Source organism: Trinickia sp. HAY1-2D (assembly GCF_056754935.1).
The window spans coordinates 1,518,613-1,533,842 of the sequence record NZ_JBPGWX010000001.1 but is presented as its reverse complement, the minus strand read 5'-3'; the positions used below and the strand labels follow the sequence as shown (position 1 = coordinate 1,533,842).

Below are 15,230 nucleotides of genomic sequence, written 5' to 3'. Positions count from 1 at the left end.
CGTGGCGATCGACGCCCCTTCGAGCATGCTGGATTGGCCGTTTTTTGAAGCGCGGCACCGCACCCTCGCGACGGATATCGATGCGTGGTGCAACGAGCACTTGCCTGCAGTGAGCTCGCTGTTGCACGAACGCGATGGCGCGGATGAAGGATGTCGCCAACTCGTGCGTATGCTCGGCGAAGCCGGGTGGCTGCGCTATGGCATCGGCGGACGAACGTACGGCGGCGATGGCGACGAAATCGATACCCGTGCGGTCTGTCTGTTACGCGAGACCCTGGCGAAACACGCGGGTCTCGCCGACTTCGCGCTAGCCATGCAGGGGCTGGGTTCGGGCGCGATCACGCTCGCCGGTACGCAAGCGCAAAAGCAGCGGTATCTGCCGGCCGTTGCCAACGGCACGGCGATTGCCGCGTTCGCCTTGACGGAGCCCGAGTCCGGCTCGGATGTGGCCGCACTTGCGCTGACAGCGCACGACGACGGCGATGCCTATGTTCTCGAAGGCGAGAAGACATGGATTTCGAACGGCGGCATTGCCGACTTCTATATCGTCTTCGCACGCACGGGCGAGGCACCCGGTGCACGCGGCATCAGTGCATTCATCGTCGACGCGGATACGCCCGGACTCACGATTGCGGAGCGCCTCGAAGTCATTGCACCGCATCCGCTCGCCCGGCTGGAATTCGCGGGCGCACGTTTATCCAAGCACTATATGCTCGGCGCGCCGGGCGAAGGGTTCAAGCTTGCCATGCGCACGCTCGACATCTTCCGCACTTCGGTGGCGGCAGCAGCGCTCGGCTTTGCCCGCCGCGCGCTGGCCGAGGCGCTGCACCGCGCAAGCACGCGGCATCTTTTCGGGCAAACGCTTTCCGACTTGCCGTTGACACAGACAAAGCTCGCGCAAATGGCGTTGACGATCGATAGCGCCGCACTGCTCGTCTATCGGGCGGCCTGGATGCGCGATCAAGGCAAACGCGTGACGCGCGAAGCGGCCATGGCGAAGTGGCACGCCACCGAAGGCGCGCAGCAAGTCATCGATGCGGCCGTGCAGATCTGGGGGGCTCAGGGCGTGCAAAGCGGAACGACCGTCGAGACGCTTTATCGCGAGATCCGTGCGTTGCGCATTTACGAAGGGGCGACAGAAGTTCAGCAATTGATCGTTGGGCGCGACCTTCTGGCGCAACATGCTGCGCGCGAAGGGGCTGTGCGATGAGCATTCCGGGCGCCATCCTCTTCGAGCGGTCGGTGCGGGTTCGCTTCTCGCATTGCGACCCGGCCGGCATCGTGTTTTTTCCGCAATATCTGACGCTCACGAACGCCCTTGTCGAAGATTGGTTCAACGAGGGGCTCGGCATCGACTATGCAGCGATGATCGGAACGCGCCGCATCGGCCTGCCGATTGTCAAACTTGAATGCGAATTCGTCCGCCCGAGCCGAATGGGCGAATCGCTATCGATGCGATTGTCGCTCGATGCGCTCGGACGACGCTCGATCTCCATCGGCATCGAAGCGCTTCGTCATGACGGTGTCTGCTTCCGATCGAAGCAAGTGCTCGTGACTACATCGCTGGCTTCACATCAATCGATCGATATTCCTGACGACATCCGCACCGCGCTCGAACGCGCTGCATCGTCACCTTTGAGCTTCGAGGCCCTGTCGCTATGAAACGCACTTTTCTTCCATCCGGCTGGACGAAGCCGCGCGGGTACGCCAACGCGGTTGCCGCACGCGGTACGTCCGTTTATATCGCCGGGCAAATCGGCTGGGACGCCGACGAACAATTTCATTCGACGGAGTTTGCGGCGCAGGCGCGTCAGGCGCTGCTCAATGTCGCCGCTGCACTGGAGGCCGCAGGCGGCCGGCCCGAGCATCTCGTGCGCATGACATGGTACGTCACCGACAAGCGCGAATACCTGGCTTCATTGCGGGAAGTGGGACAGGCGTTTCGCGAGGTGATCGGCGACTACGACATCGCCATGAGCGCCATGCAGGTGGCCGCACTGATCGAAGATGAAGCCAAAGTCGAAATCGAAGCCACCGCCGTCATTCCCGACTGATCCCGGAGGGATGTCATGGAACCGTCTGCCCACGTCGATACTTTCGCCCGGGACAATTCGCCCCCGCTCGAGCAATGGCCCGTATTGCGGCTCGACGATCCCGGCCTTGCCTACCCTGCCCGCCTCAATTGCGCCGCGGCGTTGCTCGATGAGGCAATCGACGCGGGGCACGGCGAGCGGGTTGCGATCTGGTCGAACGTCGACGGTCAGCCGAACGCGACGACCTACAACGAGCTTCGCGCCATGGTCGATCGCTGGGCGCACGTGCTCGTAGACGACTTGGCACTCCGACCCGGCAATCGCATGCTGCTGCGCGGACCCAATACGCTGCAAATGGCTGCGGCGTTGCTGGCCAGTCTCAAAGCCGGGCTTGTCGTCGTGCCGACGATGCCGCTTTTGCGTGCCAAAGAACTGAAGCAAATCATCGATAAGGCGCGCATCGGCGCTGCGCTGTGCGATGCGCGGCTTGCCGATGAATTGAACCGGTGCCGCGAGCCCGGCGATGAATACTTCGCCCCGGATCTCGCACAGGTGGCGTTCTTTCATAGCGATGCGCACGACTCGCTCGACACGCGTGCCGCTGGGAAGCCTGCGCATTTCGATGCTTGCGATACGGCGGCCGACGATGTCTGCCTGATCGCTTTTACAAGCGGCACGACGGGCGCACCGAAAGGCTGCATGCATTTTCATCGCGATGTGCTGGCGATGTGCGACCTTTTCCCACGCCATGTTCTGCGGCCGAACGCCGACGACGTGTTTTGCGGCACACCTCCGCTCGCATTCACATTCGGGTTGGGCGGTCTGCTCTGCTTCCCGTTGCGTGTCGGCGCATCGACGGTGCTCATCGAAAAGCTCACCCCGGAGTCACTGCTGCAAACGATCGACCGTTTTCGCGCGACGATCGTGTTCACGGCGCCAACGTTTTATCGGCAAATGGCCCCGCATGTCGCGCGCTTCGATCTGTCGAGCCTCGCAAAGACCGTATCGGCCGGCGAAGCGCTGCCCGACGCCACGCGCGCCCTCTGGCGTGAAGCCACGGGTATCGAAATGATCGACGGTCTCGGCGGCACCGAGATGATCCATATTTTTATCTCATGCGCAGCCGAGGATATTCGCCCGCACGCTATCGGCAAGGCGGTGCCGGGCTACGAAATCGCGGTCGTCGACGATGCCATGCGGCGGCTGCCACCGGGTACGGTCGGCAAACTCGCCGTGCGCGGCCCGACGGGCTGCCGCTATCTTGCGGACGAAAGGCAAAAAACGTTTGTGCGCGAAGGTTGGAATCTGCCTGGCGATGCGGTCTATATGGACGAGGACGGCTACGTGTTTTACCAGGCGCGTGCCGACGACATCATCGTATCTGCTGGCTATAACATCTCAGGGCCCGAGGTCGAAAGCGTGCTGCTCGAGCACGAAGCTGTCGCCGAGTGCGGTGTGATCGGCGTGCCCGACGACGAACGCGGGCAAATCGTCAAGGCGTTCGTCGTCGTCAATCCGGGTTATGTGGCGGACGATACGCTCGTTGCCGAGTTACAGGCATTCGTGAAAAGCCATGTGGCGCCGTACAAGTATCCGCGCGTGATTCGATTCATCGAGGCATTGCCGCGCACAGAGACAGGCAAATTGAAGCGCTTCGCGCTGCGGACAATGTAGGTTCTGTCTGCAGCCGAGATTACAGGCAATTCACAAGCAAATATTACCAATTGGATGGGGGCGATTCGGAAAAATATTCTTATCGAGTAATTGACGGCTCATTCTATTTTGTGGAAACAAATTTGTGTGTAGAATCGCGCGACCGTCGATATCGGCGATCCGTCAAGCATACAAATGAATACCGACCTGTCCGTTCAAGACCTCCGAAAGCTCGCTGCGGGAGGGCAGAATAATCGGTTTTTGACGCTGTCGTTTCCAGACGGCGACGCTCCCGGGGAAATTCTGCTGGCGAATCGTCTGGAAGGGGAAGAATTCCTGTCGCGCGATTTCCGATTCATTGTCGAAATTCTGTCCGACAATGCGAAGCTCGACCCGAAAGATTTCGTTGGAAAGTTGGTGTCCGCGCGATTGCTGCGCAACGATGGCAACTTTCGGTATTTCACCGGCTATATATTTTCGTTTCGCTTGACAAAGGCGGATGGCGGGATTGCGTTTTACGAAGCCGAGATCGGCCCCTGGTTACGCTATCTGACGCTGCGCAAGAATAACCGGCTTTTCAAGGACATGACGATAGCCGGTCAAACCGGCGCCATCTTTCAAAATTACGGCTACCTGCCCGTCTGGGAGTGGAGAGTCCGCGAGGACGACCCGAGGATGAAGATGGCGTGCCAGTTCGACGAGCACGACCACAATTACGTCCATCGTCGCTGGGAGCACCTGGGCCTCACCTACTGGTACGAACATACGGCCAAAGGTCATAAGCTGATCCTGTCCGATCCGCTTCGCGACGACCAGCCGATCGATGGCAGCACCCCGGAGATTCGCTATCAGAGCGAGGCCGGGTCGCAGGAAGCGGATGGTATTGCATCGTGGTCGCCCGTTCAGACGGTCACGTCCACGCACATGTCGCTATCGCGGGCCGACTTCAAGGATCCTGGGCGCACGGCAAATACCGGCGGCCTGGCCGATGCGCAGGTCGACGGATGGGACGGCCGCATTCCAAAGCTCGAATGGTACGAGTACGCCGGTGCGTACGGCTACCGCAACGCCGACGATGGCCAGCGGTTGGCGCAGCGACGTGTCAACGCAATCGAGGCGAACGCGCGACACTATGAGGCGCGCGGCAATTGCCGCTCCGTGATGCCTGGCCGCTGGTTCCGGTTGACCGATCACTTCGGCGGCATGATCGGCCGCACGAGCCGCGACGACGAATACCTGATCGTTTCCGCGCGTCACGTTGCGACGAACAACTACCTTCAGGGCGTTGACGCGCCAGCTGCGTACGAGAACGCCTTTAGGTGTGTCCGTCGGGACCTGCGGTGGCGGCCAGCGCCCGGCTACAACAGCGTCGATACACGCATACTGGCGCCCCAGACGGCCACCGTCGTCGCGCCGCAACCCGTCGTCGACTCGAAAGGCGACAGTATCTTCACCGACGAGCACGGGCGATGTCTCGTGCAGTTCCATTGGGACAGAGAAGGCAAGTACACGACCTGGGTGCGCGTGTCGAGTGGCTGGGCAGGCGGAAGCCAGGGCATGACAGCGCTGCCGCGAATTGGCGCGGAAGTGGTCGTTCAATGGCTCGACGGTAATCCGGACCATCCGATCGTCACGGGGCGGGTCGGTAATACGACGAATCAGCCGGCGTGGCAGTTGCCGCATCAGCGCGCATTGACGGGCATTCGCAGCCGCGAGTTGGTGGGCGATGCCGGCAACCGGGCGGCGGGCAACAGCAATCATTTGATTTTCGACGATACGGCGGGCGCCATTCAGACACAATTGCGCAGCGACCATAAGGCCAGCCAATTGTCGCTGGGCAGCGTCACGCGTATCGAGGATTGGCAGGGACGGCAGGATGCGCGTGGCGAGGGCTTCGAGTTGCGCACCGACGGAGTCGGGGCGGTCCGCACGGCTCAGGGGATGGTGGTCAGCACCGAGGGCCGGCCGAAGGGTCAAGCGCATATCGCGGATGTGAGTGAGCCCGTATCGCGTCTGTCCAAGGCGCAAACACTGCACGACCAACTTGGCAAGCTCGCTCAGAAGCATGATGCGCAGGACAGCGGCGCCGATCAGAGCCTGGTCGCCGATGAACTGAAGTCGCAGGCCGACGGCATCAAGGGCTCAGGCGGTGGCGCTAGCGGCGATGGATCGTTCCCGGAGCTGAACGAACCGCACTTGTTGCTGGCGGGCGCGGCCGGCCTCGAGATGACTACTCCTGCAACCGTTCATATGGCGGGCGGCCAGCATGTGGCTGTCACTGCAGGCCAGAACGTCTCGATCGCGGCGGGCAAATCGCTTTTTACGAGCGTCTCGGAAAAGTTCTCGTTGTTCGTGCACCGAATGGGTATGAAGCTCGTCGCGGCGAGCGGTAAGGTTCAAGTGCATGCGCAAAACGACGACCTCGAACTGCTCGCGAAAAAGGTCGTTGCGATCATCAGTACAACGGACTGGATCAATATCACTGCGAAGCAGGGTATCCGGTTGACGGCGGGCAACAGTCAGTTCGAGGTCAGCGCGAAAGGCATCGTCGGTTATACGCCCGGCGAGAACAAGGTTCATGCGGGCAGTCACGATACGGTCGGACCGGAGAGCGTGCCTGCGCAGTTCCCCGGCAACGATTTGTGCGAGCAGGTCGCTGGCGCTGCGTCGCAGGCCGGTCAGGCGTCGGTCGCGCTGACCTGAGGAAGCCATCGTGACGATCTCCCAGATGCAGGCCGCCCCAGCGTCTTCGGGGCCATTGATGCACGGCTTTTTGCTCGTCGAACCGACTATGCTCGTCCATGTGCCTGAACTGGCCGCACTGAGCATGCGCCCCTGCGTACACCGCACACTTGCCCATCGGGAAGAGCTGATGCCGCAATTGATCGACGTTGCCGCGTTGGACGATGAAGGACGTGTGCTGGCGACTGAGTCCTGGATGGCGGAAACGCACGTCGAACGTCCGCCAGTGGTATGCGCATGGTTAGATAGCGATGCCGGCGTCGATGCCGTTAGCGAACATATCGCACAGTATTTGGTGGGCCCGGGAGCTGGCGGCAAGTCGGTGTTCTGGCGGTATTACGATCCGCGTGTATTGGCATTGACGTTGGCGATCCTCGATCCGGCGCAGCGCGAGGCGTTGCTCGGCCCGGTCAAGGTGTGGCAGTTCGCATGGGCAGGACACCGCTGGAGCGTTACTGGTACTGGCGACGGGTCCAGGGACGCCGATCGATCGTCAGGCTGGCCGCGCTCGGAGCAATGGACGCGCATCAATCGCAGCGAAACCGCGGATCGCGTGATGCGTCGTCTACCCGTCATGTCCGTCGAGCAAACTGCTCGGTTGCCCGCGGCCCTCGATCAGTTGTTTTCCGATGTGGCGCTGAACAGCGACGCGGAAGACGTGGATGTGCTTGTGGGGTTCATGTCGGAGCGTGTACGCAATGACTTTGCACTCGATGCCGAAATTCAGGGATCAAAATCATGACAACTAAAGGATGCCCGTTGTGCGATCGGCAGTCGCTGCTGATCTATCCGGTTCGATATGCCCTCGCGTGCCCACGTGGTGCCGCGAAAGCGCCGGCCTTGTCCGGCAACTTCAAGATCGATGGTCGCGCTCCGCCGTCAGTTGGTACCGCCAAGTACACGCTGCGTGCACTGCGAGAGGGCTATCTATACACCTACGATGAAAAGCGTAAGCGGCTCAGCGCATATATGGTTCTCGACGATGGCTCGCTGTGGTATTTCCCGCCTGATACGACGCCGCCGCCGGGTGCGAAGGACGCGCTCACCCAGAGTTGCACCAACAATCTGGAAACGGAGTTCGAGTCGCTGGGTCGATGCGTTAGTATCGCGCATACTCCCGGGATTGAAACTGAAGAAGCGACCAATCTTTGGATCGGCTGGTCGAACGTGCGATGGACCAAGGATCTCGTTCATAAAAAGATCGGCGACGAGGCTTGGCGCAAGCTGCATATGCAGTGCATCAACATCCCAGCGATGCTCAAGGGTGGCGCCGTCGATACAGGGGAATTTCAAGCCAGTCAAAGCAAGGTAGCGCATTTCGCGATGGACGATCAGGCGATGAAGGATGCGTTCGGGTTCAGCAACCAAGCTCCAAAGGAAGAAATCCGCCTGCGTCAACGCAAAATCGCGAACCGCATCGGCGACGCGATGGCAAAGTCACCGTTCAAGAAAGGCTTCATTGTTGCGGTCAACGATCCCGTCGGTATCTCGAACGATCTCGCCGAATTGACGGTCCCGAATCTGAACAATGGTTTCGACGAACAGATTTACTGGAAGTACGTCTCAGCTCAACTTTTAGAGCGCGCCGAAGCCGGTATTCGCGCCAACGCCAAGGCATCGACTGGACTGTCGTACCGAATGTCTCAGACGGCCCAACAAGTCAACGACCTCAATTCGCGAGTCGGAAATTACAACGCCCCGCCCATGACCGATGTGACCGGGCTTTATCGTTTGATCAAAGGCGTCTTCAAGACCGGTAGCTTTGAACAGGCTGCGAAGGAAGAAGATGCGCGGATGGCCAACGTTCCAGCGACGGTAGAGGCGTCCGCCAATGAGGCTTGGGAAGAAGCATCGACCAAGGTCGGGCCGAATGGCAAGCGAACCAGCGTGTTGGACGAGGAAGCACTGAAACGCTTCCCGCAGGAGTATCAGCAAGCGCTCGAAGCGTTCAAGCCGAAATGGCAGCCCCTAGTGCAAGCGCATGCCGATTGGCTCAATTCGAAGCTGCTTGCGGAATGGATGGCGGGTAATCACGACCCGCAGGATCTTCGCAGCGGCTATGCGTACAGTGAGTCGTGTGCACAGGCAATTGGGTCGGCCGCCGGTACGGAACCATGCAAGAAGGTGATCGATGAGTGGCTGAACGGTCAGGCCGCGAATGTCCGCAATGTCTACGTGCGCGCCCTGCTGTTCAATCAGGATGCGATGATAAAAGCAGCGGATGCGCAGGTACACGGTTCCGATATCCAGTACGAGAACTTCCTGAACTTATACAAGGAAGCGTTCAAGAAGATCGAGAGTCTAGGTAACGCGGCCAGCTTGCGGGACCGGCTTATCGTGACTACCGCCAATCATATCGTCGGCGTACTCACAAGTACGGCACGCGGCGCGGCGATCGGATTTGTGACCATTCGTCTGGCGATGCAGTCCGGCGTTCGCCTCAAGCCATCGCAGGTCAGCAAGCTTGCAATTCGAGACTGGGTCCTGCGGGAAGCCCGGGCAGCGGGCGTCCAACTGGACGGCGACCGTACCGACCAGCGCGCATCGGCGACTCAAGTCGGTAAGCAGGTCATAAAAGCCGCGCCACCGCGCGATCCGAATATCGTTGCCTATGAGATGGATGTGGATGCCCTGGTCAAGGACGGAAAGTTGGACGCCGATGCGATCAAGGCCATCAGAGTGCCTGGTGTGGATGCCGCAAAGAAGTGGCTCAATTCGTCCCGAGAGTTCAATCTCGGTGTCGTGACGGTGATTTTTCAGATGGCAACACTGACGTTCGCGGCTAAGGATTGGGCTGGCAGTGACCAGTTCAATCAAGGGGAAACTGGGCTCAAGGCGGTCGGCGCTGTCGTTTCGATCGTCGGAACCGTCATAGAGACGGCATCGGAGACCGTCGCCAAGGCACCGGCTCATCCGTTGTCGGCATTCATTATGAAACAGTGGGCTGGCGCCGGCGAGTGGGCTGAGCTCGGCGCGAAGATCGGGCGGGGGCTGGGAGCGATTGCTGGCATTGTATTAGCCGGCTTCGACCTTCTCAAAAATGCCCCCGAGGCACACGGCAATAAGGAAGACGGGCTTTCGATTCTTTACGTTGCAAGCGGAGCTCTCGGCATATATATTGCCGCTGCCGCATTCTTCAGCCTCCCACTTTTCTGGCCGGCCCTGATCTTATCGATCCTGGTGGGAATAGCTATCGCGCTTTTCAAGGCGTCCGCCATCAAAGACTGGGTCTCTCGCTGCAAATTCAGCAAGGGGGAACACTATGCTTCGCTCGAAGCAGAACTCAAGGCTTTTAGTTCGGCCGCAGGAGACTGAGAATGGACGAGCGCGTCATGAAGAAATGCATTGGCAGACCCATCCCAGAGTGGGATCTAGCCCATCGCTTAGCGACCGATCGGCCGGTGAGCCCAGATATTCAAGACTTCGGTTCGACGTTCAACATCAATTCCGTCTTTATGGACGTAATTGAACCGTCATTTCTAGAGAAGCAATGGTTCATTACAGGTGTGTTCGTTCTATTTTTGGCCGCCTTATATGGCCCGTATATGTACAGTTACACCCACACAGGTGATTCCTCATCGTTTTATCTGTTTGTGGCCGATGTGATGGCTCTATGCTTCGTAGTGTTGTTTGGCGGAATGGCTTGGAGACTTGGGCGAGGTCTGTTCTTCGGCTTGTGCTACCGTCCGATTCGCTTTCATCGTGAAACCCGCAAGCTATATGCGATTCGCTTGCGACGCTTCTTCGCCAAACCCGGCGACGGTGACGTGGTCTGGGAGGCACCGTGGACAGAAGACTCCATCTTCTGCCTCCACCGCGAGATCACATCCTTCGGCACAATTTTTCACATTCGGCACTATACGGTCGACGATCACGGCAACGTCAACCGTGTGTTCTCAATCGGCCGCGAATGGACCGGTAGACTGCAAGTCGAAATGGCGCTCGCACAGTGGAACTACTGGTGCGCGTATATGAATGACGGCCCAAACGGTCTGCCCAAGCCGATGCTGTTTCACACGCAACGCGAAACGTTGCGCGAATCGTTCCTGTTTTCGATGTACAGCTTCGGCATGCGCGCACCCGTCGCCGCTCGATTGCTCATGATGCCGCTGATCCTGGTGTTCACGGTCATGCGGATGCTGGCCAACGCGACCTGTCGCGATCCTATCTGGCCTGACGCAATCGAACGCATTTCGGCCGTCGCTTCCGACGATCCCTATGCCGAACCCCGCCCCGGCACACCAGTTGGGTGGGGCGACACAGTCTTGGCTCAGCAGCGCGGCGAGTACCCGAACGATCCGAAAGCACGGGTTGAAGGCTGGTCCGGGGAACCTGATGGCTGCAAGTACGCGCTGGCTTGGCTCGAGAATCCTCATTCGAAGATGGCGCGCCCGGCAGTGCAGGGCTAATTACAGCTCATGAAAAAATGAAAAGGCAAATCGTCACATCCCTGTATGTAGGACTCGCTTTGCTCGGTAGCTACCCACCAAGTGCATCGGCGAAATATGGTGCTGCAGAAACGGCTGTCAAATCGGCTCTAGCCAGCGCTCGAGATATTAGATTTGACGATGAATACGAAATGACTCATGACCTGCATGGAACGGACCCAGTCCGGAACTTGAAGCGAACTTTCATCTGCGGACATGTCGCATACAAAAATGCCGACGGTAAAGCTGTCCGGGCGCGCTTTATCTACGTGACCGACTCGAATGATCCGCTAATTTCCGAATATGGTCCGCTCGCATTGGAGAAGCCCGAGCTAGATTACGGTATTCTTGATGAAAGCAATGGAGGGAGGTATGCGACCGCATTCGAATTTTCCGGCTGGAATAAGACTTGCGTCAATGCGCAACATCCCAAGACGTTTAGCGGAGTCGCTTCAAAGAGCGACAATTGAGCCGCACGGAGGAGTCCACGCAGCGGCTTGGCTCAACAGCTCAGCGCGTTGATGCGCTACCGAATTACGGTCCAAGGATGAACGTCCGGCAACCCGCCGGGGCTTGAATAGGGTGACTGCCACAATGACAAACACAGATGACGGGGAAACGGGCAGCGTGCATGAATTGTCTGTGACAGAGGAGACCGCTCATTACTTGGCTGATCCGTCCGCTACCGCCGCCGCCAGTGCGGAAGGCATTCCCCATAATCTCGTCTGTCTCAATACATTGTGGACGCTTGCTCTCATTGATCAACCACTTTACGAGCAGGCAAAGGACCAACTAGGCGATCGGCCGGATTTCGCGAAAGACGGTCAGCAGCCGGCCATCGGCGGCCCCGCGGCTGCTCTGGAATGGATGATTGAAAGCAGCCTGCTGACAAGGGCTCAATTCGAGGCACTCGCGGAGCGCTACATCCGGGAAGGCGTCGAGAGAGAGAAGAATCAAAAGGAAGATTTGCAACGAATATTGATCGTCGAGACTGTCGATCCTGGCTTCTGCGATGGCGTCTTTCGGAAGGAAATGAGCTTAAAAAAAGCAAGAATCTACAGTCCGTACATCTCTGGCGCCATCCTGTTTATCGCTTTCTTTTATCTGCTTCCTATGTTCGTTAGATTCTTGAGGCATGTTTTTCGTTGACTGTAAGGGGCACTATGACTTGTTCGCAGAGGCGCAACGCATCTGACTCGGAGTAGGAAGCCGACACATGGACGAACGAGTCATGACCAAATGTATTGGCAAACCGGTGCCGGAGTGGGATCTGGCTCATCGCTTGCCGACCGGTCGATCTGTTGGTCCAGACGTTCAAGATTTCGGCTCGACTTTCAGCATCAATTCGACGTTTATGGACGTGATCGAACCGTCGTTTCTTGAAAAACAGTGGTTCGCCACCGGCGTCGTAGTAGCCTTCGCATGTATCGGAATCGGTCCGTACATCTATTTCCTTACGCACACCGATCCAGCGCCCGCGTTCTGGATGTTTGTATTTAATTGCATAGCACTTGTTCCGGTAGCTCTTTTCGGTTCGATCGTCTGGAAGCTGGGACGAGGATTATTCTTCGGCTTGCGCCACCGACCAATCCGCTTTCATCGCGAAGCCCGCAAGCTATACGCGATTCGCGCGCGACGCTTCTTCGCCAAACCCGGCGAGGGTGACGTGGTCTGGGAGGCACCTTGGACAGAAGACTCGATCTTCTGCCTCCACCGCGAGACCACATCCTTCGGCACCGTCTTCCACATTCGTCACTATACGGTCGACGATCATGGCAACGTCACCCGTGTGTTCTCGATCGGCCGTGAATGGACCGGCAGGCTGCAAGTCGAAATGGCGCTCGCGCAGTGGAACTACTGGTGCGCGTATATGAACGATGGCGCCAACGGTCTGCCTAAACCGATGCTATTTCATACGCAGCGAGAAACATCGCGCGAGTCGTTCCTTTTTTCGATGTACAGCTTCGGAATGCGCGCACCCGTCGTCGTTCGACTGATGATGATGCCGCTGATTTTGGTCTTCACCGTCATGCGAATAATCGCGAACGCAACCTGCCGCGATCCCGTCTGGCCCGACTCGATCGAACGAATTTCCGTCATCGCTTCAGACGATCCATACGCCGAGCCCCGCCCCGGCACACCGGTCGGCTGGGGCGACACCGTCTTGGCTCAGCAGCGCGGCGAGTACCCGAACGACCCGAAAAGCCGTGCCCAAGATTGGAGCGGTGAATCCGATGGCAGGCTGAACGCAGCGGTGTGGCTCGACAATCCAGCTGCAGGCAGGGGCCGGGTGACGCAACGCGCATGATGCCGAACGGAACACACGATATATATCAACGCGAGGTTGAGAATGAAAGACGAAAACGGACGCGGGGTAATCCGCTTGAACGACAAGACGACGCACGGCGGTCACGTAACCACCGCCAGCGATGATTTGAAGGCGTTAGGCGTGCCCGTCGCGCTGAAGGGCCATCTGACATGGTGCCCCAAGTGTGGCGGCCATTTCGCCATAGTCCCCGAAAACAGCACGCGCCAACACCATGGCGTACCAGTCGCGTTTCACAACGACCCGACGGAATGCGGCGCGCGCTTGATTTCGTCGCTGTAGCGCGAGAACACGGAGAAAAAAACGTATGAACTTCCGAAGGCGCTCGCATTCATGTCGGCGACCGCAGTGATCGCGTTGGTGGCGTTGAGGCGAAAGCCACCACAGTGCAGCGACATTGCGACGGCCAAAGCCATGGCGATCTTCCGGAATGAGAACTCGACTGATTTGGCAAAAGGGGGAAGTGCCCGCATCGGGCGAGCGTCGTGCTATCGGAGCCGCCTACGCTACCTCGCCGCCGCCTCAAATCCCACCGTACTGTGCCGCCGGCAGGCATTTGGCTGAAATTTCCGCAAACAGCTCGCCAGAAAAGAGTCGACGTTTAGGATTGACAGCGGCGGTTCTGCGTCCGCTCATGCGGATGCCTATTGATCAGTCTGCGCAGGGCAAATTCGCGAGAGGTGAAACGCTATGTCGAACAAACCTAAGCTGCACATACCCACCCCAGCGGAAGACGCGGCCATTCAACGTGGCATCGACAGCGACCCGGACACATTCGTGCCATCGGATGAGCAATTCGCCCAAATGAGGCGACGCGGCGGCAGACCAAAGCTGGAACAACCGAAGGTCGCGCTGACTGTGCGGTACGACGCCGATATCATCGAGCGGTTCAGAGCAACCGGCGAGGGGTGGCAGACGCGCATGAACAATGCGCTGCGCGAGTGGCTCGCGACACACCGCCTTGCGTAGCAGGCCGATGTTAGTCAGTTACGCAAATTTCGCACCCCAACGTTGGAAATCCTAGGCCTAGCCTCGAAGAATCATATATAGGCTGATTGCTCTCGCCTCATGCGCCGGGTGGCGAACCGCCTCACCCCCCAGCCACCCCCTGCGTATTGACATACAACGCATACACCGACTGACACGACGCCATAAAAAGGCGATTGCGCTGCAACCCGCCGAAGCACAGATTCGCGCATCGCTCCGGCAATGCAATACGCCCGATGAGCTTGCCGCGCGGCGAAATCACCATGACGCCGTCGAGCTCTTCGCTACCCATGCCCCAACCGCACCAAAGATTGCCGTGAATATCGCAGCGCATGCCGTCGATGGTGGCCTCCCCTGCATCCAGGAACACACGGCCGTTTTCGATCGTCCTGCCATCGTCGGCCACGTCATACACCCAGATCTTGCGGTTCGGCGTGCCCCGCGATTCGATGAGATAAAACAACCGCTCGTCAGGCGAAAAGCACAGCCCGTTCGGCCCGGCCACATCGGCAGCCACGACCGACGCCTCGCCCGTCGCCGCGTCGACACGATAAACATGCTGCGGTAGCTCAGGCTCCGCCTGATAACCCTCGTAATACCCAAGAATCCCGAAAATCGGATCGGTGAACCAAATGGAGCCGTCGGACTTCACGACAATATCGTTCGGCGAATTCAACGGCTTGCCACCGAAGGAATCGAGGATCACCGTCAGCGAGCCATCGTATTCGGTGCGCGTGACACGCCTGCCGCCATGCTCGCAGCTGATAAGCCGCCCCTGGCGATCACGCGTATGCCCATTAGCAAAATTCGACGGCTTCCTGAAAACACTCACCGCTCCGGTCTCTTCCTCCCACTTCATGATCCGGTTGTCGGGAATGTCGCTCCACAGCAGATAGCGGCCATCGCCGAACCACACGGGGCCTTCGCACCAGCGAAACCCGGTGGCAATGCGCTCGACGGCCGCAAGCGGAAGACAAAACGCTTCGAACTCCGAATCGATGATCTGAACGCGGGGATCGGGGTATCGCTCGCTCTGCTGCCACATGGAAAAACGCTCCTCCG

Annotated in this window: 15 protein-coding genes; 13 read left to right on the top strand and 2 right to left on the bottom strand. The window is 58.9% G+C overall.

The annotated features are described in order from the left end of the window. The first annotated feature begins 25 nt into the window (after positions 1–25). From ACR9ZC_RS06715 to ACR9ZC_RS06660, 12 genes are all read left to right on the top strand, one after another. On the top strand, positions 26–1,210 hold the full coding sequence (locus tag ACR9ZC_RS06715; protein ID WP_481579742.1) for an acyl-CoA dehydrogenase family protein: 1,185 nt from the start codon (positions 26–28) through the stop codon (positions 1,208–1,210). Continuing rightward, entirely contained in the window at positions 1,207–1,662 is a 456-nt protein-coding gene (locus ACR9ZC_RS06710; RefSeq protein ID WP_481579627.1) for an acyl-CoA thioesterase, read from the top strand. The genes ACR9ZC_RS06715 and ACR9ZC_RS06710 overlap by 4 nt, the downstream gene beginning before the upstream one ends. Beyond that, the gene (locus tag ACR9ZC_RS06705; protein ID WP_331569158.1) at positions 1,659–2,054 is read left to right on the top strand and encodes a RidA family protein; all 396 of its coding nucleotides are present in this window, start codon (positions 1,659–1,661) and stop codon (positions 2,052–2,054) included. Before ACR9ZC_RS06710 ends, ACR9ZC_RS06705 begins: the two co-directional genes overlap by 4 nt. Before the next feature lie 15 nt (positions 2,055–2,069). After that, positions 2,070–3,707, top strand: a complete 1,638-nt coding sequence (locus ACR9ZC_RS06700) for an AMP-binding protein (protein ID WP_481579626.1) — start codon at positions 2,070–2,072, stop codon at positions 3,705–3,707. A gap of 174 nt (positions 3,708–3,881) precedes the next feature. Beyond that, positions 3,882–6,389, top strand: coding sequence for a type VI secretion system Vgr family protein (locus ACR9ZC_RS06695; protein ID WP_481579625.1), 2,508 nt, complete (start codon positions 3,882–3,884; stop codon positions 6,387–6,389). 58 nt (positions 6,390–6,447) lie between these two features. Beyond that, the gene (locus ACR9ZC_RS06690; RefSeq protein ID WP_481579624.1) at positions 6,448–7,170 is read left to right on the top strand and encodes a DUF4123 domain-containing protein; all 723 of its coding nucleotides are present in this window, start codon (positions 6,448–6,450) and stop codon (positions 7,168–7,170) included. After that, positions 7,167–9,743: a T6SS effector BTH_I2691 family protein gene (locus tag ACR9ZC_RS06685; protein ID WP_481579623.1), complete on the top strand. Its 2,577-nt coding sequence runs from the start codon at positions 7,167–7,169 to the stop codon at positions 9,741–9,743. Before ACR9ZC_RS06690 ends, ACR9ZC_RS06685 begins: the two co-directional genes overlap by 4 nt. A gap of 2 nt (positions 9,744–9,745) precedes the next feature. Then, entirely contained in the window at positions 9,746–10,837 is a 1,092-nt protein-coding gene (locus tag ACR9ZC_RS06680; RefSeq protein WP_481579622.1) for a DUF6708 domain-containing protein, read from the top strand. Beyond that, on the top strand, positions 10,786–11,325 hold the full coding sequence (locus ACR9ZC_RS06675; RefSeq protein WP_481579749.1) for a hypothetical protein: 540 nt from the start codon (positions 10,786–10,788) through the stop codon (positions 11,323–11,325). Before ACR9ZC_RS06680 ends, ACR9ZC_RS06675 begins: the two co-directional genes overlap by 52 nt. Positions 11,326–11,449: 124 nt before the next feature. Next, positions 11,450–12,004, top strand: coding sequence for a hypothetical protein (locus tag ACR9ZC_RS06670; RefSeq protein WP_481579621.1), 555 nt, complete (start codon positions 11,450–11,452; stop codon positions 12,002–12,004). A 67-nt stretch (positions 12,005–12,071) separates the two neighbouring features. Further along, a complete protein-coding gene (locus tag ACR9ZC_RS06665) occupies positions 12,072–13,163 on the top strand; it encodes a DUF6708 domain-containing protein (protein ID WP_481579620.1) in 1,092 nt (363 codons plus the stop codon). A gap of 42 nt (positions 13,164–13,205) precedes the next feature. Then, the gene (locus ACR9ZC_RS06660; RefSeq protein ID WP_331569139.1) at positions 13,206–13,463 is read left to right on the top strand and encodes a PAAR domain-containing protein; all 258 of its coding nucleotides are present in this window, start codon (positions 13,206–13,208) and stop codon (positions 13,461–13,463) included. Here the strand turns inward: ACR9ZC_RS06660 and ACR9ZC_RS06655 are convergent. Then, the gene (locus ACR9ZC_RS06655; protein ID WP_481579748.1) at positions 13,415–13,654 is read right to left on the bottom strand and encodes a hypothetical protein; all 240 of its coding nucleotides are present in this window, start codon (positions 13,652–13,654) and stop codon (positions 13,415–13,417) included. The two genes, ACR9ZC_RS06660 and ACR9ZC_RS06655, sit on opposite strands and share 49 nt — an antisense overlap. A gap of 217 nt (positions 13,655–13,871) precedes the next feature. Here ACR9ZC_RS06655 and ACR9ZC_RS06650 point away from each other — a divergent pair, with 217 nt between their 5' ends. Further along, positions 13,872–14,150 carry a BrnA antitoxin family protein gene (locus tag ACR9ZC_RS06650; protein WP_440559941.1) on the top strand — a complete coding sequence of 93 codons (279 nt, stop codon included), beginning with the start codon at positions 13,872–13,874 and terminating at the stop codon, positions 14,148–14,150. A gap of 121 nt (positions 14,151–14,271) precedes the next feature. Here ACR9ZC_RS06650 and ACR9ZC_RS06645 read toward each other — a convergent pair whose 3' ends face one another. Then, positions 14,272–15,213, bottom strand: coding sequence for an SMP-30/gluconolactonase/LRE family protein (locus ACR9ZC_RS06645; RefSeq protein WP_481579619.1), 942 nt, complete (start codon positions 15,211–15,213; stop codon positions 14,272–14,274). Positions 15,214–15,230 lie beyond the last annotated feature (17 nt).